Here is a 25,872-nt window from a genome sequence, read left to right as displayed (position 1 = left end):
TCTCGGGCAACGGGTCTCCGCGCGTGTGAAATCACGGAGACCGCCAGATATTCAGTTGAGTGTTACTGTTGCTCCGGTGTCAGCTCAAATCCGGCTTCCTCGTAGTACCGGACTGCACCGGGGTGAATTTTCCCGGTTATATTGCTCATGAGGCCCGTTTCGACGCCGTTCCACCAGGGCGCAGCACCGCCCATGGCTTCTTTTTGCTCCCAATAGGTCTTGGTAAGTTCATAGGCCGTATCGTCACTCATCGCGGAAGTGGTGAAGGCAACGACAGGAAGAGAAGTCGTGACGATATCCTCTGTCTGCCCAGCATAGGTTCCGCCCGGGATAACCAGTTTTGTGCGTTTGGTTTCCGCAATCTGGTCGTCGCTCAAGGAAATGACGTTGACACCGGTTGAAGCGGCGGCCTCGATCACATTGGGTGCCGGGAAAGATCCGGCAGTGACAAATCCGTCGATCTGTCCGTTCTTCAGCGCAGCGACCGCATTGGAAAGCTCGACTTCCGCCAGGTCGACCTTGCCGTCCAGACCGAACAGCTTCAGGTATTTCTCACCTTCGCGAGCACCGAAAGATCCCTTGCCCAGCAGGATCGTCTTGCCTTCCATGCCGGCAAAATCGGTGACGCCGCTTTCTTCGGACATCACGAAATGCATCGTGAGGGAGGGGATGGGAAAAAGCGCCCTGATCTCGTCGAACTTGGGATCGGACTTGCCTTCGAACATGGCCTTGCCGCCCTGGGCAAGCCTTACCAGAACCGGCGGAGTGGTGAACACATAGTCACCGCCACGAGCTCTTGCTTCCATCACGTTTTGAACCGAGCCCTGGCTTTCCTCGACCGTGACGATGATGTCGCCGTCGGAGCCGGCCTTCATGGCTTCGGCGATCTGTACGGCCATCTGATAGTAGGAAGAGGTCGACTTCGCTGACTTGTAGGTGATGCGGGTTTCCGCTGACGCGTATCCGGCGCCCAAGGCCAACGTGGTTGCGAGCGCAAGTGACAATATTGCTTTTTTCATAGTTTACTCCCTTGAAAGTTATAATTGTTTGGCGACGAGCAAGCTCGCCGCCCGGCCTTGGAACACCACTGCACCAGCAAGGCGCGTGCCGTTTGTCTCTTTGTAGGGGGCGAAGAAGTGGGCATCAAGGCGCTTTTCGATCCCCAGTGGTCGGAGGCAAATTCGAAGGTCAAATGGAGGCGTGTGATTTGGACGAACGCCCCCGAACAGGATCGGATCATGACAGAGACGACGCTTTCATGACCCTGTCAGAGTGCGTGGCGCCGCACTTCCCGACCGAATTGTGATTGAAGCCCTGACGTTGCGAATGCCAAGTTGCGAAAAGGCTCGATGCCGAACAGCGAGCGGCGAAGCAAGTATTCATTGATGGGTTTCGAGTGATCGACAAGGCTGGGCTTCCCGCAGTTCTCCAACCCTTGAAACCGCTTTCATCGAGCGAAGTTTCCTTCTAGTATCCGTTCTCATCGGGTCAGCATCGAACAAAAAACGTTCGCTCCAGACAAGAATGTGGCTCGATTTCGTCCCAGGGAGGCGACAATAAGTTTGTTTGTTTTGTTGAGCGGCATAGTCGGCGGACTTGGCCTGTTTTTCGCTGGCGTCTGGCTGCTGACTGAAAATCTCAAACGTTTCGCCGGGCGCAGATTGAGGCGCGCCATTGTCGGGTGGACCCGGCATCCCCTGATCGCCTTCAGCTGGGGTGCTCTTGCCGGTGGCATTGCACAAAGCATGTCGGTTCTTGTCTTTGTCCTTGTCGGGATGCTCACTGCAGGACTTCTGACAATAAGATCGACCTTGCCGATTATCGCGGGAGCGAATGTCGGGGCATCGGTGCTGGTGTTGCTGGCGACGCTCAACATGAAGCTGGTGATGCTGTTCGTGATAGGGGCAACCGGTTTTGCGATCGCAAACGAACGGCTGTCGCGCTGGCAACCTCTGATCGCGGCGCTTTTCGGCCTCGGAATTCTGTTTCTTGGCATTGCGACGCTGCAGGAAAGCGCCGTGCCGCTGGTCCAGCAACCCTGGGCTGCGCAGGTTCTTGAACGCGTCAAGGACTCCTTTTTGCTGGTATTTGTGGCTGCGGCCGGGTTGACGTTTCTGGCGCAGACCTCCACCGCGATCAGTATTCTGGCAATTGCCCTTGCGGGGGCAGGCGTCTTCAGTGTCGAACAAACGATCATGGCAATCTACGGATCCAATTTCGGCAGCTCGATCAACACGCTGGCACTGTCATGGAACCTGCGCGGCAGACCCATGCAAATCGCCATGTTTCAAGTCCTGTTCAACATCATTCCCTGTCTTGTGCTTGTTCCATTGTTTTACATTGAAAGAAGCACCGATCTCTTTCTGGTGAAGGGTATCATGGGCCTGTTTCCTGGCGGCCTGGAACAGCAAATGGCCTATGTTTATCTGCTGTTCAACCTGACCGGTGCAGTGATCGTCTTCGCTCTGAATTCTCCACTCAGCCGTCTTGGGGAATGGCTTTTTCCGGCGACTGCATCTGAAGACAATTCCCGGCTTCATTACATTCACGACCAGGCACTTGTTGATCCGGAGACCGCATTGGACCTGGTCGACCTGGAACAAAATCGGTTGGTCAAGTTTTTTACCAAATACTTCGAACATCTCAGGGACGACGACAAGAACGGCGGTTCGGAACTGACGGCACTCCACAATTCGTTTCAGGCTCTGGCGAAAGAAATCGACGGATTTCTGGATGAGTTCGGCGAAACCGATCATGATCACGAATTGTATGACCGGTTGAATGCGGCGCTGAACCGGCAAAGACTTCTGCTGGGTGTGGAAGACACGCTTCATCAGCTTGCTCAGGCGATCCGTTCCGGCCCGGGGCTCGGGTCCATGAACCGGTTCAACCAGAATGTTATCGAAGCGCTTGACACGGTCGTGCTAACGCTCGAAGGGGCCGTTGTTGATGGTCGTCCATCGGATCAAAAACGGCTGGGAAAGATCGCGGGTGACCGGGGTGATTCCATGCAGCGCATTCGAAGCGCCTATTTGACAGCCGATGATCATCTGAATGCGGAATCCAAATTGAACCTTCTCAAGGTTACCAACCTGTGCCAGCGGTTTTTCATGCTTCTGAGTGAATTTACACAAGAAGACAACAAGGACCGTGAGGTTGGCTGATGCTTCATCGTTCAAAAGGCTCTAGTTGAGCTGTTCGGGATGCCATCTCAAGGCGAACAGTGTCACATCGTCATACTGGTCTGTTGCGCCGACAAATTCAGACACGTTCTCACGAAGGGAAGTGATGATCTCCCTGGGCGAGTCCGCATGGGCTTCCCTGAGATGCGCGCGAAGTTTTTCCTGCGAGAAAAAGACACCTTCGGCGTTCATGGCTTCCGGGATGCCGTCTGAATACAGGAAAACCATGTCGCCTTCCTTGAGCTGCCGGGTAACGTCGCGATAGGCACTGTTGCGTTCGACACCCAGCGGAATGCCCGGGCGCCGGTCCGATACCGGATCGATCACCCCACCCTTGCTGATGAGGTAAGGGGTGATGTGGCCGGCGTTTGAACACTTCAAAACTCCGGTCTTCACGTCAAGGAAGCCGAGAAACAAGGTCACAAACATTCGGGCCTTGTTGTTTTGGCACAGTTCCTTGTTGACCGAGGCCATGATGTTCAATGCATCGGGAACCTGACCGGTGGTCTCGCGCCATTGGTTGACTGCGTATCTGATGAGGCTGCGTGTTCTTGCCATGAAGAGTGCAGCCGATGTGCCTTTGTCGGACACATCTCCGACAACAAAGCAGATTGTGTCGTCATCGGCGTAGAAGAAATCATAAAGATCGCCTCCGACCTCTCGAGCCGGTTCCATGATCGCATAGATGTCCACCGGCTGAGTTGACGAAAGAGGAGGGAACACGCTTGGAACCATGCTCAACTGAAGCTCTCGGGCAGTGGCGAGCTCACGCTCCAGGCGGCTCAGGTTGGTGACAAGCTCGTCCTGCGTGGACTGGAGTGCCAGCATTGCCTGGTCGATTTCCTGGTTCCGTTTTCCAAGCAGGCTGTTAGCGTGCTCCAGTTCCTGCGTTCTTTGGTCGAGAAGGCGGAAGACAGAGGAAAGTTCGCCGACCTCATCCTGGCTGTCGATTTCCTCGAAATCGGTGTGACCGTTGGTGTCGAACGCTTCGGCCGGTGTCGGTTGGCCGGACTCCAGCGCCGGGGACGAGACCGCAGGATCCAGGCGGCTGGACGCGAACTTATGAGCCCTGGCGGTCAATTCACGTATCGGTGCAGTCAGCCGACCGGAAAAGAAGAACAGGCTCACGCCACCGGCGAAGATTGCGACAACACCGCAAATCACCGAAATGAGCACGAGCTTTGTAACTGGCTCAAACACGTCGCGCGTTGCGGCGACTCCGATCATCATCAGGGGCGTATCGGCAAGTGCGCGATGGTCGACGACGATAGACTCATATTCTTCGCCAGAGCGCGCCGGAAACCCCTGGAATTTTTGCGCTTGCATAAATTCGATGCTTTCCGGCCCCTCGATGTTTCGGTTCGGAGGAACCCAGAGCGACCGGCCTGCGGACGACCTCTCTTCGACCGCCAGCGTGAGAAAGCCATTGGTGCCAGCCTTGATCTGACCGAAAAGGTCTTCCTGAACCGTGTCGAGATCGAGCAAAAGAACGATGTGGGCATTTTCCTTCGGGCCGGCTTCATCCAGAAGTGGCCGTTTCATTACAATTGCCCGATCTTCGGCGCCATCATTGCTTGCCAGTCTGATGACCGACAGGCCTTCCGCGGGAGCGGCGAGCAATTGTGACAGGTTTGCAGAAGCGGGCGTCGCCGTATCTGTCGAAAGATCGTCGCTGGCGTGTTGTGCAAATACGACAGTCCCGTCTTTGACGAGCGCGACATTGCGAATCCAGGGTTTGTTCGAAACATGAGTCTCGAAATAGTCGTTCAATCCAAGCGCGAAAATTGCGGCCAGAGCCGGATCGTTGGCAACCGAGTGAACCAGCGGCTCAGTCGACCAGAGCACGAGATTGGCCTCGTTTGTCTCCAGAAAGCTTGAAAGAATGAGCGTGCTCTGATCCAGAAGTTGCGATAGTTGATTGCTGGATTCCTTTTCCAGCAGGTCTGCCGCGCTTCTGGCGAGAACGAAAGTGAGCAGGCTTACAATGATCAGAACGATGACAACCGTACCACCAATCAGCTTGGTTCTGATTGAGCGGTTGACCAGACCCCCGGTTTTCAGGCCGGAATTTCGCCGGTTCAGATCGATCTGTTCCTGTGAGCTCGTGGTCGTCATCTCGGCAATTGACTCAGTGAATTGAGGAGATTTTCAAACCGGGTCAGCGAGACGCCGAAATGGTCTTCCCAAATTCTGTTGTAGGTCGAGGTGTTGCTTGACTTCTGCTCGGCAAAATAGGTCTCGATCTTCTTCTGAAGTGCCTTGTCCGATTTGCTGACGCCCCAACCTATCTGCTCGTCTTCACCTACCGGGAAGGCGACCGCAGCATTGTTCAGTGTGTGGCGGATGGACCAGATTGCAGCGTTTGCGTCCGTGAGCACAAAATCGATCCTGTTGTCATCAAGGGATTGAAAGACCTCTTCGGAACTGAGGAGCTCAACCAGGATCGGGTTGTCAGAGAATTTTCCCTCGTTTTGAGCCTGTATCCAGCTGTGAAACGAGGTGTCTTTTTCGGCCGCAGTGGATTTTCCAGCCAGGTCTGCGGGCATCTTGAAGTCTTCCTGTCGCCCCTTGTCGACGATCACCATCATCCTGCTGTTAAAAAGTGGAACGATATCCATCATGCGCAATCGCCAGTCCGTGATCGTGAGATGACTGGGATAGATGTCACATGTACCGTTTTCCAAAAGCCGGGGTGTTGAATCGGATGCCCGGTCTGTAATGCCTCTTTGGTCATGAAACTGTTCGTCCCAGCCAATGGTGACGAACTTGACCTTCATGTTTTCGCCCAGTGAAGCCGCGAACGCCCTGGCTTCTTCGACAACCGGACCGCTCAACTTGCAATCAGTCCTGCAGACTGGAGGTTCGGCGGAAGCGATTGAGGGATGAATTGGCGCGACGCAAAACCTGATTTCGCCACTCTCAATGATGTCGTTCAATGGGCGGGCATGCAGGGTATCGGACGTTGACGCCACCAGTATCAACGCCAGGACGACGCCTGTCTGGAGACTATATCGAACGCGTGCGAACACTGTTTGTCTCCCCCGTTTCAGAAATTCGGGTTACCTGATCCCATGACTGATCAATCGAAGATACTTGGCATAGGATAGACCGGTATAATCCTTGAACAACTGATCCAGTGCAGACCCCTTGGAGACCTGCTGAATTTCGATGAATTCGGTCACTTTTCCAAGCAGTTCGGTGTAGTCCTTGTGAAGTGCCCAGTTGTTCATCCTTTCCGGGCCGATCGGAAAGACGGCAACAGAATTTTTCGCCTCGTTCCGGCCGTACCAAAGGGCGGAGTCGGCTCCTATCACGGTATAGTCCACTTCGCCGACCTCGACCGCATCAATGCCTTCACCGTAGTTCTGAACGAAGCTGTATTGTGTCGGGTTGCCGGAAAAATCAGTGGAGTTCATCTGATCCAGTGCAGTGTGCTGGGTTGAGTTTTCGATGACCGCACCGACTTTTCCGGCCAATGAACTCAAGTCTCCAAACTCTTCCGCACGGTCCTTGTGAATAACGATAACGTATCGTCCCGGCCAGACTGCGGGCATTGCAAGTTTCTTTTGCCGCCAGGCGCGCTCGGCCATGAAGGACGTGTACAGATCACACGTTCCTGAAGACATGAGGGCAGGGGTGTAGCTCTCATCGCGAAGTGTGACACCATCCTCATTGTGAAACTGCTGGTCCCATTTCAGCACACGAAAGGACGGTTCGAGCTGCGGATCGAGAAACTCTGCGAAGGCGAGCGAAAGGTTCTTGACGGGGCCTTCAAAAGTGCACTCGTTTCCAAGGCAATCGGAAGGATTTACTTCGCCGACCATTGGTCCCCAAACAACTACGCAAAATCTTATTTCACCAGATTCCAATATCTCGTCGAGCGGACGCGCGTAAGTAGAGGTGGCAAGTGCTATCAGCGAAATAAATGCAACGATCTTCATGGCTAAAAATGAAGATATTACTATTAATTTATTGACAAGCATTTTCCCCTCCCGTGGAATTGGTGTCAATTCTTCTCTTTAATTATTTATATGCTTCTTCTTTTACTTACATGGAAGCATTATGTTGCCGGGATGATACCGCGGCATCAATGTTTTCATGAATAACGAATACATCAATCATGCCCCCCATTTCGAACAGTTCCTTCATGTCGGGGCTGACATTGCAAAGCGTTAGAGCACCGCCTTTTTCTTCTGCCTCGTCGGTCGTGATCAACATTGCGCGGAAGCCGGCGCTGGTCAGATAGGACAGGTCTTTCAGATCGAGGATCATGGTCGGACCGCGTTCGGCAATGACCTGGGTGAGATATTCTGTAAGTTTCGTTGCGTTGCTGCTATCGATTCGGCCTTCGATCGATGCAATGCAAGTATTTTCCTGAACTACAAGATTTACTTTTAAATTGTCCGCAATATCCATGTCTTCCGCACCCTGGGCCAATCTTACTGAAGTGGACTGGTTGTTTTTGAAAGTGTCAAATAATTCCGGCCGTTCTTACGGTCATATTCAATGTTGTCGACCAGTTTCTTGAGCATGATTATCCCACGCCCGCCATACTTCTTTCTGCTGTCTCCCGGCGCAGGAAGCACGGTTCTGATCTGGCTGATATCAAATGGTTGCCCATCATCAATGATCTGAATTTTAAGTTGATCGGGCAAGACGGCAATTTTGACCAGAGCTTCGTGCTCGCCCCCCTCCGGCCAAGCATATTTGACAATGTTGCTCAAAGCCTCGTCCAGGGCGATCTGTACTTGCATTACCGCCTTGCAGGGAAGCGTGAATCGTGTGCCGATATCGTCGAGAGTGGTGCTTACGGTTCCCATCTCCGACAGATCGTTTCTCACACTAATTTCGAATACTCGTTCGCTTTCCAATGCGGCTGCCGACTAGGTTTGATCGTTTATCTTCAGCTGTATTATCAACATAATGCATATCTGCTAACCGATTGCCAACAACGGCTGGCAGACTGCCAGATTGATGAAGGACCGGATTGCGTTCCACTTTGTCAAAGGTGCGCGGCGCCAACAGACGGACCGGCGAAACGGTGCGAGTTAGCGCAGAACGCGGTCCTGATACGTTTTGGAGAGGTCCTTTTCAGGATCCGGGATCACTGCGGCACCTGGTGACAGCCGGAACTCGCCCAATTGCGGTAGATGTCACGCCAGTTCCCTGCGACTCCAGTGGTTCCGGCAGAGCGACACATAGGTTTCATTGCCACCAATAACGACCTGATCGCCCTCTTCGAGGATCCGGCCATTGCCGTCGAGCCGGGCAACCATGGTGGCTTTGCGACCGCACCAGCAGATCGTCTTGATTTCCTTGAGATTGTCGGCAAGAGCGAGCAATGCCGCGCTGCCGGGGAACAGTTTTCCCTGGAAATCTGTGCGCAGCCCGAAGCACATGACGGGAATGCGCAGCTTGTCTGCGACGTTTGCCAATTGCCAGACCTGGCCCTCCGTCAGGAACTGGGCTTCGTCGACAAAAACCGCGTCGACCGGCGTGGTCTGGTGCGTTGCTTTCACGTGATCGAACACGTCGTCCTGGGCTGTAAAGATATCTGCATCTGCTGCCAGACCGATGCGGGAGGCTATTCTGCCCTTGCCGCCGCGGTCGTCAAAAGCTGCGATGAGGAGGAGCGCATTCATTCCGCGTTCCTCATAATTGTAGGCTGCCTGCAAAAGCACGGTCGTCTTGCCGGCGTTCATGGAAGAGTAGTTGAAGTAAAGCTTGGCCATTCTAACTGTCATGGAATCGGTGTCGGTCAACACGCAGTCTTCCGAATCCGGGCCGCAGGCTCAAACACTTTCAGGATTAAGTCACAGCCAATGTTTCAATTATTGCCTGGAGACGGCAATTCAAGTTCGACGATGAGCGGCAAGTGATCTGATCCGATGTCCGGACCGGTCGATACGTTGAGCACCTTGACGCCTTCGGAAACCGCAAACTGGTCCACCGGCGAACCGAGAATCCAGTGCAGCCGGTAGTCGAAAAAAAACCTGGTTGTCCGCGGCCAACCACCTGGATAGGCAGTCTTCAGGCCATTTTGCGACAATGTTTGCTGAAAGCGCGCGGACCAGGGCGCGCTGTTCCAGTCGCCGATCACGACGAGCGGATCGCCGCTGCTTTGCTGCAGTTCTTGAATGACATTGTCGGCTTCATCGAAGTATCGGCGCTTGTTTTGCCAACGGACAAGGCTCCTCGGACTGTCCGGATGGACCGCAAGGAGCTTCAGGTCGCGCGCGCCTGTGTCCAGGCTGACCTGCAGCAATTCCCGGTCCGGGTCATGAATGACACTTGCAGTGTCATGAAGTTCGCCCAGAACAATCGTTGAATTCTCCAGCCGGATCGGGAAGTTCGAATAAATCACCAGGCTGCCTGATGCTCCGACCTCGACATGATCCGGATATCCATTTTCACCCAGTCCGCCGATGGCTCGCTCAAGGCGTTCCCAGCGACGTTCCTGGAGCCACCACAAGGCTTCCTGTATGACGAGAATGTCCGGCTGTTGCCTTTCCATAAAGGCTGTCAGTCTCTTGTCACCGAGAAACATCCGCTCGGTGTTGATGGAAATGACCTTGATCACCTTTTCACCGGCCGCAGGTGTCTCGATCCTTGCGGTGTTCTCCAGAGTGCGGGCCGCTGTCAAACCCACCAGGGACAGGAAAGAGACTACAGCCAGGATCCAGACAGTCCGGTAGATCAGGCGCAGCCTGTGCAACATCAGCAATCCGAGAGTTCCGGCAAGACAGCCGAGCAATCCTGCGACCAGAAACTGCCGCAGGAAGAAGCTCATGTTGTCCGCGAACCAGTAGTCTGGTGCGGCAAAGGCAGACAGGCCGAGAATGCAGAATGTCAGCGCACCGAGCGAGCCGCACCAGCAGACGAGCGACGCGAATGTGGGAAAGAACTGTCTGAGGGGCCGGGTGACAAAGGAGAGCATGCATCAAATCGGATTTGAGGAATTGGCCCTGCCATAGCACAGTTTTCCCACCATGTGTGCACGCGTAAACAATCCGCTGCCGACATTCGCTTCATTCGTGAAAGTGATCGTAAACCAGCCTTGCAATGGCTTCGGAAATGCCAGGAACAGCGGCCAGGTCATCGATCCCGGCCTTGGAAACGGCCTTCGCAGTGCCGAAGTGGCGCAAAAGCGCCTTTTTCCGGGTCGGGCCGATGCCGGCAATTTCGTCCAGCGGGTTCTTTACGATGTCCTTCTTGCGCCGCGCCCTGTGACTGCCGATGGCGAACCGGTGCGCTTCGTCGCGCAGCCGCTGGACAAAATAAAGCACCGGATCCCGTTCCGGCAGCATGAAGGATTGTTTTCCGGGAATGAAGAATTTTTCGCGGCCCGCATCCCGGTCGGGGCCTTTTGCGATGCCGACAAGAGGGACATCGGTAATACCAAGATCTTCTAGTGTCTCCCTGGCCGCTGTCAGTTGTCCCTGACCGCCGTCGATCAGAACCAGATCGGGCCAGGCAGGAATGTCAGAAGTTATATCCGCGCCGTTTTCTTCGTTGCCGGCTGTGTCACCTTCAGGGTCCACCGGCGAGGCTTCGGGCTTTTCCTCACGGGCATGTTCCTTGAGCAGGCGTGAAAAGCGACGGTTCAGAACCTCGCGCATCATGCCGTAGTCATCCCCGGGGACGAGATCTTCGGACTTGATGTTGAACTTGCGGTATTGCCCCTTGGCGAAGCCTTCGACGCCGGCAACGATCATGCCCCCGACAGCATTCGTCCCCATGATGTGCGAGTTGTCGTAAACCTCGATCCGGCGCGGTTGCGCGGTCAGGTCGAAGGCCTCGGCAACACCCTTGAGAAGACGCGCCTGGCTGGAGGTTTCTGCGAGACGGCGGCCGAGCGCTTCGCGCGCATTCGTCAAGGCGTGTTCGACCAGTTCCTTCTTTTCACCACGTCTTGGAACCGATACATCGACCTTGCGACCGGTGCGTTCCGTGAGCGCTTCGGAAAGAAGGTCCTGTTCCGCCAGATCATGTGACAGCAGGATCAGCTTCGGCGCGGGTTTGTCGTCATAGAACTGCGCGAGGAAACTCTCCAGGATTTCCGGCTCGTCGAGCGATTTGTCGGCCTTTGGAAAATAGGCCCGGTTTCCCCAGTTCTGGCCTGTGCGGAAGAAAAAGACCTGCACGCAGGTCTGGCCACCTTCCTGATGGATTGCGAATACGTCCGCTTCCTGAACCGATTGCGGATTTATTCCCTGATGGGCCTGCACATGGGACAGGGCCGACAGTCGGTCACGGTAAATGGCGGCGCGCTCGAATTCGAGATCGGCAGAGGCGGCCTCCATCTGCTGGGCCAGTTGCTTTTTGATCAGCTGGCTGCGACCGGACAGGAAGGCCTTGGCTTCCGAAACCAGGCCAGCATAATCTTCCTGGCCGATTTCGCCCGTGCAGGGTCCGGCGCATCGCTTGATCTGATACTGCAGACAGGGCCGGGACCGGTTTTCGTAGTAGCTGTCCGAGCAGGTGCGGATCAGGAAGGCCTTCTGAAGCGCGTTGATGGTTCTGTCCACTGCGCCTGCGGATGCGAATGGACCGAAATAGTCTCCTTTTCGCTTTCTGGCGCCGCGATGCTTGACGATTGCTGCGGACTGGTGATCGCCCGTGACCAGAATATAGGGAAACGACTTGTCGTCCCTGAGCAGGACGTTGAACCGCGGGCGCAGCCTCTTGATGAGATTGGCTTCCAGCAGAAGCGCTTCCGGTTCCGTCTGGGTGACAACGAACTCCATCGCAGCCGTCGACAGGATCATGCGCATGATGCGATTTGACTGTCCCTGCAGCCGCGTATAGCTCGTGACCCGCTTTTTGAGGCTTCGCGCCTTGCCTACGTAGAGCACCTCGCCGTTCTCGTCCAACATCCGGTAGACACCGGGCCCATTGGGCAGGCGTCTGACTTCGCTGGCGATAACGTCAACACCCTTTTTGGCGCTGGGCGTTTTTTCTTCGTCACCGTTTCCGGCTGCTTTTCGGGAATCGGATGTGTCCTGCATGAAAGACATTTAAGCGCACAGACCAGTTTGGGGAAGAGGCTGGGCCGTGCCGGGTTTGTTACAGTGGCCACATCCTGCCGTCAGCTGACATTCCCGAGCATATAGACGGTTGTGATGTAGAACGCGTAGGCGGCTGTCATGGCCAGTCCTGAAATCTTGTTCAGGCAGATTCGGTAGGCCGCGAGGAATGCCAGAAGAACAGCACAGGCCAGCATTACCCAGACGTCCAGTTTGAGCACTTCCGGCGGTACGTCTATCGGAACCACAACGGCCGTGATGCCGATGATCGCGAGCAGATTGAAGATGTTCGAACCGATTACGTTGCCGATGGCGACCGCGCCGTGCTGACGGATGGCAGCCATCACTGTCGTCGCCAATTCGGGAAGCGACGTACCAAGGGCGATGACCGTCAGGCCAATGACGGCTTCGCTGACGCCCCAGTGCATTGCAATGTCCGTGGCTCCGGTAATTGTGAAATGGGCGCCGAGCGGCAGGCCGACGAGGCCAAGAACAATGTAGACAAGCGCGATCCAGACAGAATCGGGAACATCCTCGACATCGTCGAGAGCATCTTCAGTGCCCAGATCCGCATCCACACCTGTGTCGGCAACGGCTGCGCCTGCGGAAGCCGCTGCAATCTTCTTCTGCGCCTTGCGGTGCCGCTGGGCAGTTATTGTGGACGCGGCCAGAAACATTGCGAGCAGACACAACAGAGCCACACCGTCCATCAGGCCGATCGGCGTGAAAAAGCAAATTCCGATGAAGACAACGGTGACTGCTACCATGAACAGGGCGTTGCGTGTTGCGCCGGCTTCGCCGCAGGGCGTGGCTGCAATCAGTGCCGGCAATCCCAGAACCAGCAGGACATTGGCGATATTGGAGCCGACCACGTTCCCGATCGCGATGCCGCCGGCATCTTCGAGCGCCGCCTTGAGAGAAATGACAAGCTCGGGAGCGGACGTTCCGAACGCCACGATCGTCAAACCGATCACCAGGTTGGGGATTCCAAGTCGCTGCGCAATGCCCACAGAGCCCCTGACCAAGACATCGCCGGCAATAATCAGCACAACCAATCCGCCTGCGAGGCTAATATAGTCAAACAGCATCTATGAATTCCGGTTCGGGTTTTTTGCGGCCTGCGCGCATGGTTGTCGGAGGGAGCACGCAAATCAGTTGGGCGCCTTATACGCAATAGATTGGTATGGGGAAACCCAAGGACAAGCATCTTTGCACCGGCACTGTTGCAAATTGCATTTGTCTTAACGGCAAGTTCACCTTGACAGATTGTTGCCTGCTTTCGTCATCAAAACTCCCAAATCTCATTCCTGATCCGCCACAAACGGTCCCCATATGTCCGTATTGGGGGAGTGAGGGCGCGACGAAACCGTCCTTCTTAATCGGCCAAAGAATTTGGCCAACTCAGTATGGATACAGTGGATCTGGAGTATCATTCATGAAACGTCTTGCGATCGCAGGCCTGGCAGTGACTGCCGCAACAGCCGGAACTGCTCCGGTGTGGGCTGCGGACTTGCCCCAGGCGCCGGCTCCGGCCTATGAGGCGGTTCCGGCTCAGCAGCAGAGCATCGACTGGACCGGTCTCTATATCGGTGGCAACCTTGGTTGGGCTTTCGGAAATTTCGACAATCGCGCCGGTGGAACCAATCTGGATACCGATACAAATGGTATCGCCGGTGGTCTTTACACCGGTTACAATTTCCAGGTCACACCGAACATCGTGGTCGGTGCCGAAGCGGATTTCTCGCTGTCGGATCTTGAAGACACGAAATCTGCCGGCGGGGTGACGCTCACCTCCAAGTCGAACTGGAATTCGAACGTCCGGGCACGTATCGGCTACGCCTTCGACCGGTACCTGGTCTACGGTGCCGGCGGTCTTGCGCTTGCGGATCTTGAAGTTTCCGGCAATGGCGACAAGGACAGCAAAACGGCAGTCGGCTGGACCCTTGGTGCTGGCGGTGAAGCGGCGATCACCAACAATGTCACCGCGCGCCTTGAATATGCCTACCAGGATTTCGGTGATCAGGATTTCAACCTGAACGGAACCGGTGTGACTTCGGACTTCAGCAATCAGCTCGTCCGCTTTGGTGTCGGCTACAAATTCTGACATCAAACACAAACGGCTTCAAAAAGACCGGTCCCGAAAGGGGCCGGTTTTTTGTTACACCTGGATACAAGCTTTTCTGAAAATTGCCTTACATCCATGGTAAAACATGAACTTAGCGCTACATGCGGTGTCAGGTCGGAGTGATGCAGCTGACAGGCGCGACCGTTCGAGTGGAGAGGCATATGCGGTTTTTGATGCGCGGACTTGTCGGTCTGGCATTGATGGCAATCATGGTTGGATTCGCCGGGTTCGGCGCCTACAGGCTGTATGGCGCGATGACGGCGGAAGAAACCGCGCGCCAGCGGCCGGCGCGCGAACGCAGCTACACGGTCAATGTTGCTGAATTGGCTCCGCAATCGATCAGCCCGATAACCACTGCATATGGCCAGATCGAAAGTTGGCGGACGCTCCAGCTCAGGGCGAGTTCCGAGGGGCGGCTGGTGGACGTCGCCAGCAAATTCCGCGACGGCGCTGCGGTTGCCGAAGGCGAGCTGCTGCTTCGTATCGATCCGGCAAATGCCGAATTCCAGTTTCTGGATGCGGAGGCCGCACTTGCAGACGCGGACGCACAAAAGGCCGAGGCTGAAGAAGCGATTGTGGTCGCTGAACAGGAACTTGAAGCCGCGGGCCGTCAGCTTGATCTTCGCCGCCAGGCCCGTGAGCGTCAGTTGCAGCTCCGCGACAAGGGCTATTCAACCGCAGTTCAGGTCGAAACAGAAGAACTCGCCGTAGCCTCGCTGGAACAGGCCCTGAACAACCGTCTACAATCCGTAATTACCGCCAGAAAGCGCATCGAACGCATGGATCTGACCGTTCAGCGTGCGCAGCTCGCCCTGGAAGATGCCGAGCGTGTACTGAATGAGACCACGCTGACGGCGCCGTTCTATGGATACCTGGCGGAAGTCGATGCGACTTTGGGGCGCCGTGTCAGTCCGTCGGAAACCCTGGCCCTGTTGATCGATCCGTCGGCGCTCGAGGTCAGATTCTCCTTGTCCACGGCGGAATTTTCACGCTTGCTGGATGACAGCGGCAAACTGATCAAGGCACCTGTTGCCGTCACGCTTCAGCTTGGAGGCAGGTCTGTCGAAGTGCCCGGTCATATCGATCGTGCTGCTGCGATCGTAACGGAAGGCGAAGCGGGCAGAACGCTTTTTGCAACGCTCGATATTGAAGTTGGAACGGTGTTGCGACCGGGTGATTTCGTCAAGGTAGATGTCGAAGAGCCGGAACTTTCCCAGATTGCAGTTGTTCCAGCAGCTGCCGTGACTGAGGACGGCCGGATCCTGATCGTAAGTGACGGAGATCGTATCGACGAGATTCGCGCCCGTGTGCTGCGGCGCATGAAGAACGAAGTCCTGTTGGCTGATGTACCCTTCGGCACCGACTATGTTCGTGAACGTCTTCCGCAACTCGGCAAAGGTCTGAAAGTCACACCACGACGCGTCGATGATGCCGAGACGGAAAACTCTGTGCCCGTTGCAGCGCAGGTGCCACAGGCAACGTCGAGGCCTCCGGGAGATCTGATTGCGCTGGAACCGGAGCGGCGCGCTGCACTGATCGAGCAACTGAACAGTTCAAACATGCCCGAGAACCGGAAAGCGCGCCTGCTGGCGCTCCTGAACGAGCCGATGGTCCCCAAGGATCTCATTGACCGGCTCGAGCAGGGACGCGGCCGCAAGGGCTAGAACACGTCTGAAACGGCACGTGCGAATGTGCCGCAAATGGAGTGAATGAATGCGTTCTCCCGGCGGACCGCGATTTGCGTCTTTCCTGGACTACATGGTGCGTCACCGTACGGCGGCGAACCTGCTTCTGGCACTGATGCTGATTGCAGGACTTGCCGCAGGCACACAGATCAGAACGCAATTTTTTCCTGATTTTGTCCGCGAGGAAGTCGATGTAGATGTCTCCTGGCCGGGGGCCGGGCCCGATGATCTCGATCGCTCAGTTGTCGAGATTCTCGGCCCGCAGTTGCTGGCAATCAATGGTGTTGACGAAGCGACGTCCGTCTCGCGCGAAGGCAGAGCTTCCATAAATCTGGAATTTGAAGACGGCTGGGACATGGGTCAGGCGACTGACGAGGTGAAGGCTGCTGTTGATCAGGCTCGCTCGAGCCTTCCGGATGGAATTGAGGAACCGGTCGTCAGCCGTGGCGTGTACCGTGATCGTGTCACCGATGTCGTCATCTATGGTCCGGTCGATATCGACCAGTTGGCCCGGTTTGCCGAAGATCTCCAGACAGTGCTGTTTCGCGGTGGTGTAACCCGGGTCTCGATTCAGGGACTTGCGAATCCGATCATCCGGATCAATGTCGGCGAAAGCATGCTGGTGCGACATGATCTGTCACTTCGCGAAATTGCGGATGTCGTTTCGGCGGAAATGGAGACGACGCCGGCCGGTGATGTCAGCGGCAGCGGTGCCCGTCTTAGGACCGGGCAGACGCGCAGGTCTGAACAGGAACTTGGCGAAATTGTTCTGAAAGCGCCCAGTCAGGGTGAGAAACTTCAACTGCGCACCGTCGCTGACATTGTTACGGAAGGTGTGGAGAGCGGCAGAGCCTACTACCACAAGGGCGTGCCTGCCGTCGTTTTGAGGGTGGACCGCAGTGCGCAGGGCGACACCATCTCGATCCAGCGGGACGTTGAAAGGATCACCGCTTCTTTTCAGGAGACATTGCCTGAGGGCGTTGTCGTTCAGCTGACGCGAACACGGTCCCAGAACATCATCGACAGGATGAACATATTGATCGAGAACGGCCTGTTCGGCCTGAGTCTCGTTCTGGCATTCCTGTTCCTGTTCCTGTCTGCGCGCACCGCGTTCTGGGTTGCCGCCGGTATTCCGGTGGCCATGATGGCGACGATCGGCCTGATGTATGCCTTCGGATTGACCCTCAACATGGTGTCTGTCTTTGCGCTCATCATCTGCCTCGGCATTGTGGTCGACGATGCGATTGTGGTCGGCGAACACGCGGATTCGCTCCATCGCCGCGGATATCCTCCGGCAGAAGCCGCCAGTCTTGCCGCACGCCGCATGACGGCACCCGTTTTCAGCGCCTCGATCACGACCCTGATTGCCTTTATCGGCCTGATCGCCATCGGCGGACGTTTCGGAACCCTCATCGCGGACATACCCTTCACCGTTGCCGTTGTTCTGATTGCGAGCCTTGTGGAATGTTTCCTGATCCTGCCGGCACACATGAACCACGCCTTGTCAGCCAGCAAGAAACAGCGCTGGTACGACCTGCCAAACCGGGTTTTCAATCGTGGCTTCGTCTGGTTCCGCGAGCACCTGTTCCGCCGGTTCATCAACTGGATCATCACGGTCAGGTATCCGGTTCTCGGTTTCAGTGTCATGATCCTTCTGCTTTCGCTGACCCTCTTCATGGACGGCAGCGTGCGCTGGCGGTTCTTCAACGCCCCCGAACGCTCGGTCGTTTCCGCCAGCATCGCGATGATGCCCGGCGCCGAGCGGGACGACACGAAAGACATGATCGCTGAGCTCGAGCGGGCGCTGGACGTCGTCAATACGCGTTACAGCGAGGAGTATGGGGAAGAAGCCGTCCTGTTCGCCCTGTCGACAGTTGGAGGAACCGCCGGACGCGGATTGAGAGGGGCGGACAGCAAGGATGTCGATCAACTCGGCGGTATTTCCATCGAATTGATCGATCCTGATCTCAGGCCGTACTCGGCATTTCAGTTCATTGGCGATTGGCGAAAGGAGATCAACCGGCCGCCGCTTCTGGAAACACTGGCCCTGCGCGGTGAGCGATCCGGGCCGGGTGGAGATGCCATTGATGTCCGGCTCTATGGAACCTCGACGGAAAACCTCAAGACCGCTGCTGAAAGCCTGAAGCAGGCGCTTGCTCCGCTTGATGGCGTAAGTGCGCTTGAAGACACGCTTGCCTACGACAAACCGGAACTAAGCCTGACGTTGACGCCGAAAGGCGAAGCGCTCGGATTCACGACAGACGATGTTGCCCGCATCCTTCGCAACCGTCTGGAAGGCATTGAGGTTGCTGAATTCCCGGTTGGCCGCCGAACGGCCAAGGTGAAGGTCCTGATGCCGGACGAGGAAACGGACGCCTCATTCCTGTATACGACCCGCATCCGGACAGATGCCGGTACCCACGTGTCGCTGAGCGAAATCGTTCAGGTCGACAGCAGTTACGGCTTTGCTTCCGTCAGGCGCAGCGACGGATTGCGCACGCTGTCCGTAAGCGGAGATGTGTCGGAAGATGATCCGGAAGCGGCGTCCCGGGTAACAAGTCTCCTGGAAAATGAACTGCTTCCTCAGTTGGCTGCCGAATTTGATGTTGAGAGCGAGATGAGCGGTCTGGCGGAACAGGAAAAATCCTTCCTCTCCGACGCAATGATCGGCTTCGCACTCTGCCTCGCCGGCATCTATCTGACGCTATGCTGGATTTTTGAATCCTGGACGCGTCCATTGATGATCATGGTCATCATCCCTTTCGGGTCCATCGGAATGCTGTGGGGGCACTATATTCATGGTGTTCCGCTGTCGATGTTCTCGGTCGTCGGCTTTATCGGCATGTCCGGTATCATCATCAACGACAGCATCGTTCTGGTCACGACCATTGATGAATATGCCAGAAATCACTCGTTCCGGCAGGCATTGGTAAATGGGGTCTGCGACCGTCTGCGGGCGGTTGTTCTGACGACGGCAACGACGGTATTCGGTCTGGCGCCGCTGTTGTTTGAGACCAGCCGTCAGGCCCAGTTCCTGAAGCCGACGGTGATCACCCTGTCCTATGGACTGGGTGTCGGCTTGTTCCTGGTGATCCTGCTGGTGCCAGCGCTGCTTGCGTTGCAAAGAGACTTCGGCCAGTCGGTTTCGAGCGGACGCCGTCTGCTGAAGGCGAAAGGACGCCGTGCGCTGCCGGGTGGCCCGGCCAAGACTTCATAGGTCCCTGAGTGAAAGGACAGGCAACGGGCAGCGACCGTCGTACCGACATGCCGCCGCATTTTGCACGTCTTATTTAAGTTCAACTGCAGCATCGTCGGGAAGCAGTGCTGCCGGTTGTCTTGTATCTGCGTAGGCCGGCACCGCGACTTCGAAAGCAGCCAGCCACCTGACAAGCCCGGGATGATCCCGGCGCCAACCGTCACCAAAGCGCAAATCCAGATAACCGAGTGCGCAGGCAAGCGTCAGACCGGCGGCATCCACGTCTTTCGCCGAAGCAGGCTCTGGCGGGGTGTTCTGTTCGAAATAAGCGAGACCGCGCACGACCTTTTCGCTCTGGTAGGCGTCCCAGGCGGGATCCCGAAATCCCGGTTGCTTGAAGCGCTTTTCATAAACGCGCAGCAGGGCGGCATCCATGATGCCGTCAGCCAGGGCCTGGTCCCGGAGAACTGCAAATCGCGCCTCGCCGGCAGGAAAGAGCTTGTTGCCACCCGCCAGGAAATCGAGATATTCGAGAATGACGGCGCTGTCATAAAGCACGTCACCATTTTCAAGGACAAGCGCCGGGATTTTACCGAGCGGATTTTGCCCCCTCAGACTGTCTGCAGGATCAGCTGTATTGGCCTCTACGATTTCGATCCTGTCCTTGAGGCCCAGCATCGCCATGGCGAGTTTTACCTTGCGGCCAAAAGGGGAGGGTGGCGACGAGCGAAGTTTCATTGTTATGTATCCTTCTGATGCCTGAACAGGGTTGAGGGATCTTTGCGCGTGGCAGTCCGCTTTGATCAACGGCTCAGAGGCGGCGGTACGGAGAGGCTTTTTGCGCGACAGCCGGACCGGTCAACACCCGCACAAGACCGGAATTCGAGATCCTTGGTTAGGCAGATACGTATCTCGTCCAGTTCACCTTTGGAACAGGTGACGGCCATCGCATTGTTTCGCAAGCCGGGATTTGCCAGTCGAAAGGCTTTTTCGACCGTTTCCGGCGAGGCCTTGCCACGTTTGTCCAGCCTGGAAAAGGCCCCGGGGATAGCCACTTTTTCATATGCTTGCCGGGTCAGATCGAAATACTCGTCAGGTGTCAGACCTGAACAGGTGCCATGTTTGCGCCACTGGTGGAACACGAGCCCGTGGCTGGGCATGATGTCTTCCATTGTGACGGCGATACTTTTGTCGATCCGTTTCGGCCCCGCGCAGGAATGCGGATATCCGCGCTCATACTGCGGCCAAAGTCCATGCACCACAAAGCGGAACGGATTGCGCGCATCACATTGGTAGGGGTTCGCGTCATCGCCTTCCTGTCTGCAATAGGTCGGCGACCAGGACAACGACAACACATAGAAATCGAATTCACCGGGCTGATCCGCCGAGGCGGGAAGTGGCAGCAGCATCGTCAGGAGAAATGCCGAAATCAACCTTATGCAGCCTGAAGACGTCATCTCTCCGGAAGCTTCAATGCGGCCGGGCCGTACTGCAATGTGCGCCGTAGACATGCCATTTGTCGAGCGGTGCAAGGCATGTCTCGACATTCCAGCTCACGCCGACGAAGCCGGCGTTTTCTTCAATCAGGTAGTGCAAGTGCTGCAGTGAACCATCAGACAAGCTGGCTTCACCGGTGCAATAGCGCCTGGCGAGCGGACTGACACCATTGACGTGATAGGCGACTTCCCGAATTTCATTGATACCGAGTATCGTCCTGCCACCGTAGTAGTCTTTTTTCGCTCTGGCGACAGAGCCCGCGACGGCGCTCTGGACCGAGGAAGCCGTGCAGTCAGGCAATCGCTTTTTGCCACTTAGTGACCAGTAGGCGCGATTCTCATCTGCAACAGACGGCACCACAAAAGCTGTGCAGACAGCGAGTGCGGACAAAATCAGAAGGGCGAAACGGGCGAAATGCACGGCAAAATCTCCGAAAGGCAATCTTTGCGACAGACGATGGGGGAGTGGAGCCGGAAGGTCAAGAACCAGATCCGGCAAAAACGACCTTGAACGAGAGTTATTCGCCAATCAGTTGCGTGATGTCCCACCCTGTTCCCGGTCCTTGCCGCAATATGTCGCAATACCAGGGCAGGATCCGACTCATTTCATCTGCGAGCGTGAAGGGCGGATTGATGAGTGTCATTCCGGAACCCAGCATTCTCGTGTCCGGTCCGCTTTTGCCGACGCTCAGTTCAAGGGACAGGACATCACGCATTTCCGCGTCACCAAACGCCTCGTGCATGCGTCGGATCGCTCTGGCGTCTTTCAGGGGATACCAGAGAGCGTATGTGCCGGTCGTCCATTTTTTCCACGCTTTCAAAACAGCGCCTGTCATCCGGTCGAATTCGTCGGTGACTTCATATGCCGGGTCGATGAACACGAAACCGCGCTTTTCCTTCGGCGGTAGAAAACTGCCCATCGCCAGCCAGCCGTCAAGGTGAATGGTCTTGACCTGAAAATCTGCGGAAAACAGACCTGAAAGGATTTCAAAATCCTGCGGATGCAGCTCCGTCAGTGTCAGCCTGTCGTTCGTGCGCATGAGATGACGGGAAAGGTCAGGTGAACCCGGATAGGTCCGAAGGTTCCCGTCCGGGTTGAGGCTGCGAACGACGTCCAGCCAGGGAGATAGCAGTTCGGCGACCTGGAGGGGAATATCCGCGTTCAGGATTTTGCCGATCCCTTGCTGCCATTCTCCCGTTTTGCGGGTTTCTTCTGACGTGAGGTCGTATCGGCCAATTCCGGCATGCGTATCGAGGATCCGGAATGCCTTGTCCTTGCGTTGAAAATAGACGATCAGACGTGCAAGTACGGTGTGCTTCAGCACATCACCGATGTTTCCTGCGTGATAGGCATGCCGATAATTCATCTGGTATTCCCTATGCCGGGCTGGATCAGGGTGCAGGTTCGGGCGCGCGTTTCAGGTAGACGACAGACTTGTCACCATTGTTGGCCCTGCCGATTTCTTCAAAGCCCAGGTTCTTGTGAAAACGCAGCGACCCCGGATTGGGAGGGCGTTCGTTGACTTCGCATACAAAGGAGCGTCCTGATCCGGCAAGGAGTTTGAAGAGAGCCGCGTATAGACGATCACCAATGTTCAAGCCGCGCTGGTGTTCGTCAACCACGATACGATCCGTGTAGGCAAAGCTTGTCAGACGTTCGCAGAGCCAGAGATAGTTGGGGCTTTCATATCCCTTGCCGTCCGCGATGCACAGAAGCAGTCCGGCCGGTGCCTCGTCCACTTCGGCGACCAGGCAAACAAGCGCCTGATTGACAAGATCGAGCAATTCTTCCGCCGTTAATTCGTTTACTGCAGGTACAGCGGTGTTGTTCATCAGCAACAAGGTGCTCAGGTCACCCGGTTCGTACGGGCGGATTTTTGCGGGTGACTTTGTAGCGGACATCAAATGGTACCTGAACTTGAGCGGACCCGCCTTATAGGTGGAGCAAGCGCCCATGAAAAGGTACGGTTCGTGTCACTTGAAAAAGAAAGGGCGCAGACAAGCTGCGCCCAATGTCCCGGTCAGTGCCGTCAAAAGGCAAAGACCCACTTATTCCTGTTCGGGTGCGTCTTGCTCAGGCGCTGCTTCGACACTTTCCTCGGGTGCAGCTTCGCTACCTTCCTCGACGACCTGCAGGTTCACGGCCTTTGGGCCCTTGCCCCGGCGATCCGGTTCAGTCTCGAAGGAAATGCGCTGGCCGCTATCGAGTGTCGTGAGGCCGGAGCGTTCGACAGCCGAAATGTGTACGAACACGTCTGCGTCGCCTTCATCCGGCGTGATAAATCCGAAACCCTTGTCGGTTTTGAAGAACTTCACAGTTCCGCTCTGGCGCGGACCGCGCTCTACAGGCGGTCCATCTCTGCGAGGAGGACGGCCTTGCCGGAAACCGTCGCCTTCGCCGCCTTCACGGTTGCCGTAGGCTCCGCGGCCAGCGCCGCCACCGCCGCCGTAGCCACCGTCCCGACCGCCGCCATATCCACCACGACCGCCACCGCCGCCATAGCCGCCGCCTTCTCGGTTGCCGTATCCACCGCGTCCACCACCGCCGTAGCCGCCGCCTTCGCGTCCACCGCCACCGCCGCCGTAACCGCCTTCGCGTCCACCGCCGCCGCCATAGCCGCCTTCGCGCCCACCGCCGCCGCCGTAACCGCCTTCGCGTCCACCACCGCCGCCGTAGCCGCCTTCGCGTCCACCGCCGCCGCCGTAGCCGCCTTCGCGTCCACCACCGCCGCCGTAACCGCCTTCGCGTCCACCACCGCCGCCGTAGCCGCCGTCACGGCCGCCGCCGTATCCACTGTCTCTGTTGTCGCGGCCGTAGCCGCCACCAAAATCATTGTCGCGTCCGCCCCGGTAGCCACCATCCCGGCCCCCACCGAAGTCGCTTCCGCCAAAATCACTGCCGAAGTCTTGCGGACCGCCAAACTCGCGCTTGCCGCCGCGCCGACCACGCGACCGCCGGTCCGAATCGCCATCGTGCATTACAGAATCACCTTAATTACTGTGCCCCTCCGGCACAAATCAGCCAATCTCACCCGCCTTCACAGTCGAGTCACCTCAGGCAGGCGCACTCAGTGCGCCCGATCAACATTCTGGGGTCAGGCTGAAGCATTCTTGCCGCATCCCTCACCAGCCGCTGCGGCTCCATCATAAGGGCGAGAGGCATGAAATCGCAAGAAATTCCTTGGCGGAAGCTTTATTCGGGCTTGTTTTTTAAAGGCCAAGTACTTGACCAATTGGACAAGTCCGGCTCCGTGCCATCACAGGTTTTTCGTGTGGCTTCCTCCAACAGAACAAGACCCGTACCGTTCCAGACCCAGCGGTTCCAGAGACCGCACTCGCCGACGCCGGATCCCTTGAAGTAGCTTACAAGTTGCTGGTCGGCCGGAATCCATCTTGCGTTATAGATCAGATCGGACGCGATCGGACCCTTGTCGGACATCCTTGAGACATGGATCTGACGGGCTGCTCCATCCTTGCCGGAAAGAATGGCTACGTAGGGGCTGTTGTAGGGCGTGGGTGCGCCGCAGGGGACGATGTAAAGCGATGCGTTCTCGGCGAGCGGGACACGAACGGCATTCAGGCTTGCAAATATTGTCGGATCGATCGCCGAGCAAAGACGGTTTGCCGACCAGATGGCGGCGACTTCAGGAGGAAGCTGGTCCGCGCTCAGGATCGGAAGTGCATGAGGAGCATCTTTGGCAGGGTCCGTGCCGGGCGCGACTATCGCGGCAAGTGTTCCGGTTCGGTCCTGCCGGTTGTCGAGCCAGAGCAGGCTTGCCTTGAGACCCTGTAGCGGAACAGGCACGGACGTCGGATCCGTGCCGTCGCCTGCAGCCAGGTGAATCGTAAGGATCTTGCCCTTTTGCATCGCTTCCAGAAGCGTAACGGAGGCGGGGCCCGCGGGATACCAGAAGCCTTCACCGCCAAGCGGGCGGAAGCCGGCAGGCGGGGTAATGGCAGATTGCATCTCGCGCAGTTGCTCGATCGGCAATTCTTCAATCGCGGCTCCGTCCACATCAAAGCGGAGCGTTCCTTCCTGAGGCAGTTCGGTGTTCGTTGTCAGGCGGATCAGCGGCTGGGCTTCCGCCTGCCAGTCCCGGACGATACGCAGATCCACCCAGACCGATTGGCTTCGGGTGAATGACGATGCAAAGCATGCCCCCGTATTTCCGCAGTCGACCGTCCATCCCTCAAAACTCGGCGCAACCCGTCCCGGTTGCGCCGTGCTTCCGGTCGCGGTCATCAACGCGGTCGCGGCAGTGATCAGGAAAGTCAGCAGTCTTAGCGTCATTATGTCCGGTTACCCGATTTTGATTGCCGTTTTCTCATGGGCTTATACATCTTGTACGAAATGCGCGCGGCAAGGTGAAGCCGCTATGATACAGAAACACGACACCGACTTGCTTTGTCCCGCATTTGTTGCTGTGTTGAGCAAGGTTGTTGCAGAGGGAGGCGCGTGTGCCGCAGGAAACGACGAATTCAGACATGGAAGACACGCCACCGATCCAGGTGATGGTCATTCCGGTTACTCAATTTCAGCAGAACTGTTCGCTCATCTGGGATCCGCAATCCATGCGCGGAACCGTGATCGACCCGGGCGGTGATGTTGCGCGCATACAAGAGGCGATCGGCAAACACGACGTCAATGTAGAGAATATCGTGCTTACGCATGGCCACATTGATCATGTCGGCGGTGCGGCTGACCTGGCCGCGGCGCTTGGTGTACCGGTAGAAGGTCCCCACGAGGCGGACAAACCGCTTATCGACCGTGTTGCCGATCAGGCCGTCCAGTTCGACGTTTCCGACGTAAAGCCGGTAACGCCCGACCGCTGGATGGTCGAGGGTGACAAAGTCGAAATTGCCGGCAGATCGTTCGATGTGCTGCATTGCCCGGGGCATTCACCCGGTCATCTGGTTTTTTTCGACGAAGAATTGCGCTTTGCGATTTCGGGTGATGTGCTGTTTGCCGGCTCGATCGGGCGGACGGATCTACCCGGTGGTGATCATGACACGCTGATCCGGTCGATCCAGGAGAAAATGCTGCCGCTGGGAGACGATGTTTCCTTCATTCCCGGCCACGGCCAGGCGTCCACGATCGGTCAAGAACGCGAGACAAACCCGTTTCTGACTTGAAGATCGCTGATGAATTCCCGGCGAGCCGC

General features: G+C 56.6%; 22 protein-coding genes. 5 read left to right on the top strand and 17 right to left on the bottom strand.

Annotation, left to right across the window (positions count from 1 at the left end):
* Positions 1-62: 62 nt before the first annotated feature.
* Positions 63-1,019 carry a TAXI family TRAP transporter solute-binding subunit gene (locus tag ACO6TI_RS28185; RefSeq protein ID WP_197000185.1) on the bottom strand — a complete coding sequence of 319 codons (957 nt, stop codon included), beginning with the start codon at positions 1,017-1,019 and terminating at the stop codon, positions 63-65.
* 543 nt (positions 1,020-1,562) lie between these two features.
* On the opposite strand from ACO6TI_RS28185, the gene ACO6TI_RS28180 reads away from it, so the two are divergent.
* Complete coding sequence (locus ACO6TI_RS28180) at positions 1,563-3,164, top strand: Na/Pi cotransporter family protein (RefSeq protein ID WP_055117802.1); 1,602 nt, start codon at positions 1,563-1,565, stop codon at positions 3,162-3,164.
* Between the two features lie 21 nt (positions 3,165-3,185).
* Here ACO6TI_RS28180 and ACO6TI_RS28175 read toward each other — a convergent pair whose 3' ends face one another.
* The 9 genes from ACO6TI_RS28175 to ACO6TI_RS28135 all read right to left on the bottom strand — a co-directional run bounded on the left by ACO6TI_RS28175 (position 3,186) and on the right by ACO6TI_RS28135 (position 13,296).
* A complete protein-coding gene (locus ACO6TI_RS28175; protein ID WP_108875562.1) occupies positions 3,186-5,297 on the bottom strand; it encodes a PP2C family protein-serine/threonine phosphatase in 2,112 nt (703 codons plus the stop codon).
* The gene (locus ACO6TI_RS28170) at positions 5,294-6,211 is read right to left on the bottom strand and encodes a transporter substrate-binding domain-containing protein (protein WP_196894434.1); all 918 of its coding nucleotides are present in this window, start codon (positions 6,209-6,211) and stop codon (positions 5,294-5,296) included. The genes ACO6TI_RS28175 and ACO6TI_RS28170 overlap by 4 nt, the downstream gene beginning before the upstream one ends.
* 30 nt (positions 6,212-6,241) lie before the next feature.
* Positions 6,242-7,006, bottom strand: coding sequence for a transporter substrate-binding domain-containing protein (locus tag ACO6TI_RS28165; protein ID WP_196894436.1), 765 nt, complete (start codon positions 7,004-7,006; stop codon positions 6,242-6,244).
* Positions 7,007-7,229: 223 nt separating this feature from the next.
* Complete coding sequence (locus ACO6TI_RS28160) at positions 7,230-7,598, bottom strand: STAS domain-containing protein (RefSeq protein WP_144436056.1); 369 nt, start codon at positions 7,596-7,598, stop codon at positions 7,230-7,232.
* Between the two features lie 23 nt (positions 7,599-7,621).
* A complete protein-coding gene (locus ACO6TI_RS28155; protein WP_156958900.1) occupies positions 7,622-8,023 on the bottom strand; it encodes an ATP-binding protein in 402 nt (133 codons plus the stop codon).
* A gap of 312 nt (positions 8,024-8,335) precedes the next feature.
* Positions 8,336-8,914 (bottom strand): thymidine kinase, encoded by a 579-nt coding sequence (locus ACO6TI_RS28150; RefSeq protein ID WP_055117791.1) that lies wholly within the window; start codon positions 8,912-8,914, stop codon positions 8,336-8,338.
* Between the two features lie 95 nt (positions 8,915-9,009).
* Positions 9,010-10,119: an endonuclease/exonuclease/phosphatase family protein gene (locus tag ACO6TI_RS28145; RefSeq protein WP_196894438.1), complete on the bottom strand. Its 1,110-nt coding sequence runs from the start codon at positions 10,117-10,119 to the stop codon at positions 9,010-9,012.
* 91 nt (positions 10,120-10,210) lie between these two features.
* On the bottom strand, positions 10,211-12,190 hold the full coding sequence (gene uvrC / locus ACO6TI_RS28140; RefSeq protein ID WP_104703946.1) for an excinuclease ABC subunit UvrC: 1,980 nt from the start codon (positions 12,188-12,190) through the stop codon (positions 10,211-10,213).
* A gap of 80 nt (positions 12,191-12,270) precedes the next feature.
* The gene (locus tag ACO6TI_RS28135; RefSeq protein WP_055117788.1) at positions 12,271-13,296 is read right to left on the bottom strand and encodes a calcium/sodium antiporter; all 1,026 of its coding nucleotides are present in this window, start codon (positions 13,294-13,296) and stop codon (positions 12,271-12,273) included.
* 347 nt (positions 13,297-13,643) lie between these two features.
* Between ACO6TI_RS28135 and ACO6TI_RS28130 the strand changes: the two genes are divergently transcribed.
* From ACO6TI_RS28130 to ACO6TI_RS28120, 3 genes are all read left to right on the top strand, one after another.
* Positions 13,644-14,312 carry an outer membrane protein gene (locus tag ACO6TI_RS28130; RefSeq protein ID WP_029065079.1) on the top strand — a complete coding sequence of 223 codons (669 nt, stop codon included), beginning with the start codon at positions 13,644-13,646 and terminating at the stop codon, positions 14,310-14,312.
* 182 nt (positions 14,313-14,494) lie between these two features.
* Complete coding sequence (locus tag ACO6TI_RS28125) at positions 14,495-15,997, top strand: efflux RND transporter periplasmic adaptor subunit (protein WP_282044918.1); 1,503 nt, start codon at positions 14,495-14,497, stop codon at positions 15,995-15,997.
* Between the two features lie 49 nt (positions 15,998-16,046).
* A complete protein-coding gene (locus tag ACO6TI_RS28120; RefSeq protein ID WP_055117782.1) occupies positions 16,047-19,235 on the top strand; it encodes an efflux RND transporter permease subunit in 3,189 nt (1,062 codons plus the stop codon).
* Between the two features lie 69 nt (positions 19,236-19,304).
* On the opposite strand, the gene ACO6TI_RS28115 is transcribed toward ACO6TI_RS28120, so the two are convergent.
* From ACO6TI_RS28115 to ACO6TI_RS28085, 7 genes are all read right to left on the bottom strand, one after another.
* On the bottom strand, positions 19,305-19,952 hold the full coding sequence (locus tag ACO6TI_RS28115; RefSeq protein ID WP_055117780.1) for a glutathione S-transferase N-terminal domain-containing protein: 648 nt from the start codon (positions 19,950-19,952) through the stop codon (positions 19,305-19,307).
* Between the two features lie 65 nt (positions 19,953-20,017).
* Positions 20,018-20,725, bottom strand: a complete 708-nt coding sequence (locus ACO6TI_RS28110) for a ribonuclease T2 family protein (RefSeq protein WP_235814785.1) — start codon at positions 20,723-20,725, stop codon at positions 20,018-20,020.
* Positions 20,685-21,131 carry a hypothetical protein gene (locus tag ACO6TI_RS28105; protein ID WP_208992760.1) on the bottom strand — a complete coding sequence of 149 codons (447 nt, stop codon included), beginning with the start codon at positions 21,129-21,131 and terminating at the stop codon, positions 20,685-20,687. The genes ACO6TI_RS28110 and ACO6TI_RS28105 overlap by 41 nt, the downstream gene beginning before the upstream one ends.
* 97 nt (positions 21,132-21,228) lie before the next feature.
* Positions 21,229-22,077 (bottom strand): 23S rRNA (adenine(2030)-N(6))-methyltransferase RlmJ, encoded by an 849-nt coding sequence (locus tag ACO6TI_RS28100; protein ID WP_422383824.1) that lies wholly within the window; start codon positions 22,075-22,077, stop codon positions 21,229-21,231.
* A 25-nt stretch (positions 22,078-22,102) separates the two neighbouring features.
* Positions 22,103-22,612: a GNAT family N-acetyltransferase gene (locus ACO6TI_RS28095; protein ID WP_422383823.1), complete on the bottom strand. Its 510-nt coding sequence runs from the start codon at positions 22,610-22,612 to the stop codon at positions 22,103-22,105.
* A gap of 147 nt (positions 22,613-22,759) precedes the next feature.
* Positions 22,760-23,689, bottom strand: a complete 930-nt coding sequence (locus ACO6TI_RS28090) for a cold-shock protein (RefSeq protein WP_321205732.1) — start codon at positions 23,687-23,689, stop codon at positions 22,760-22,762.
* Between the two features lie 214 nt (positions 23,690-23,903).
* Positions 23,904-25,001, bottom strand: coding sequence for a DUF1176 domain-containing protein (locus ACO6TI_RS28085; protein WP_055117772.1), 1,098 nt, complete (start codon positions 24,999-25,001; stop codon positions 23,904-23,906).
* A gap of 194 nt (positions 25,002-25,195) precedes the next feature.
* Between ACO6TI_RS28085 and ACO6TI_RS28080 the strand changes: the two genes are divergently transcribed.
* The gene (locus tag ACO6TI_RS28080) at positions 25,196-25,843 is read left to right on the top strand and encodes an MBL fold metallo-hydrolase (protein ID WP_055118075.1); all 648 of its coding nucleotides are present in this window, start codon (positions 25,196-25,198) and stop codon (positions 25,841-25,843) included.
* The last annotated feature ends 29 nt before the right edge of the window (positions 25,844-25,872 follow it).

Source organism: Roseibium album (genome assembly GCF_965233825.1).
GTDB lineage: Bacteria > Pseudomonadota > Alphaproteobacteria > Rhizobiales > Stappiaceae > Roseibium > Roseibium album.
The sequence above is the reverse complement of the archived record's forward strand: the minus strand, read 5'-3'. Positions and strand labels throughout refer to the sequence as shown.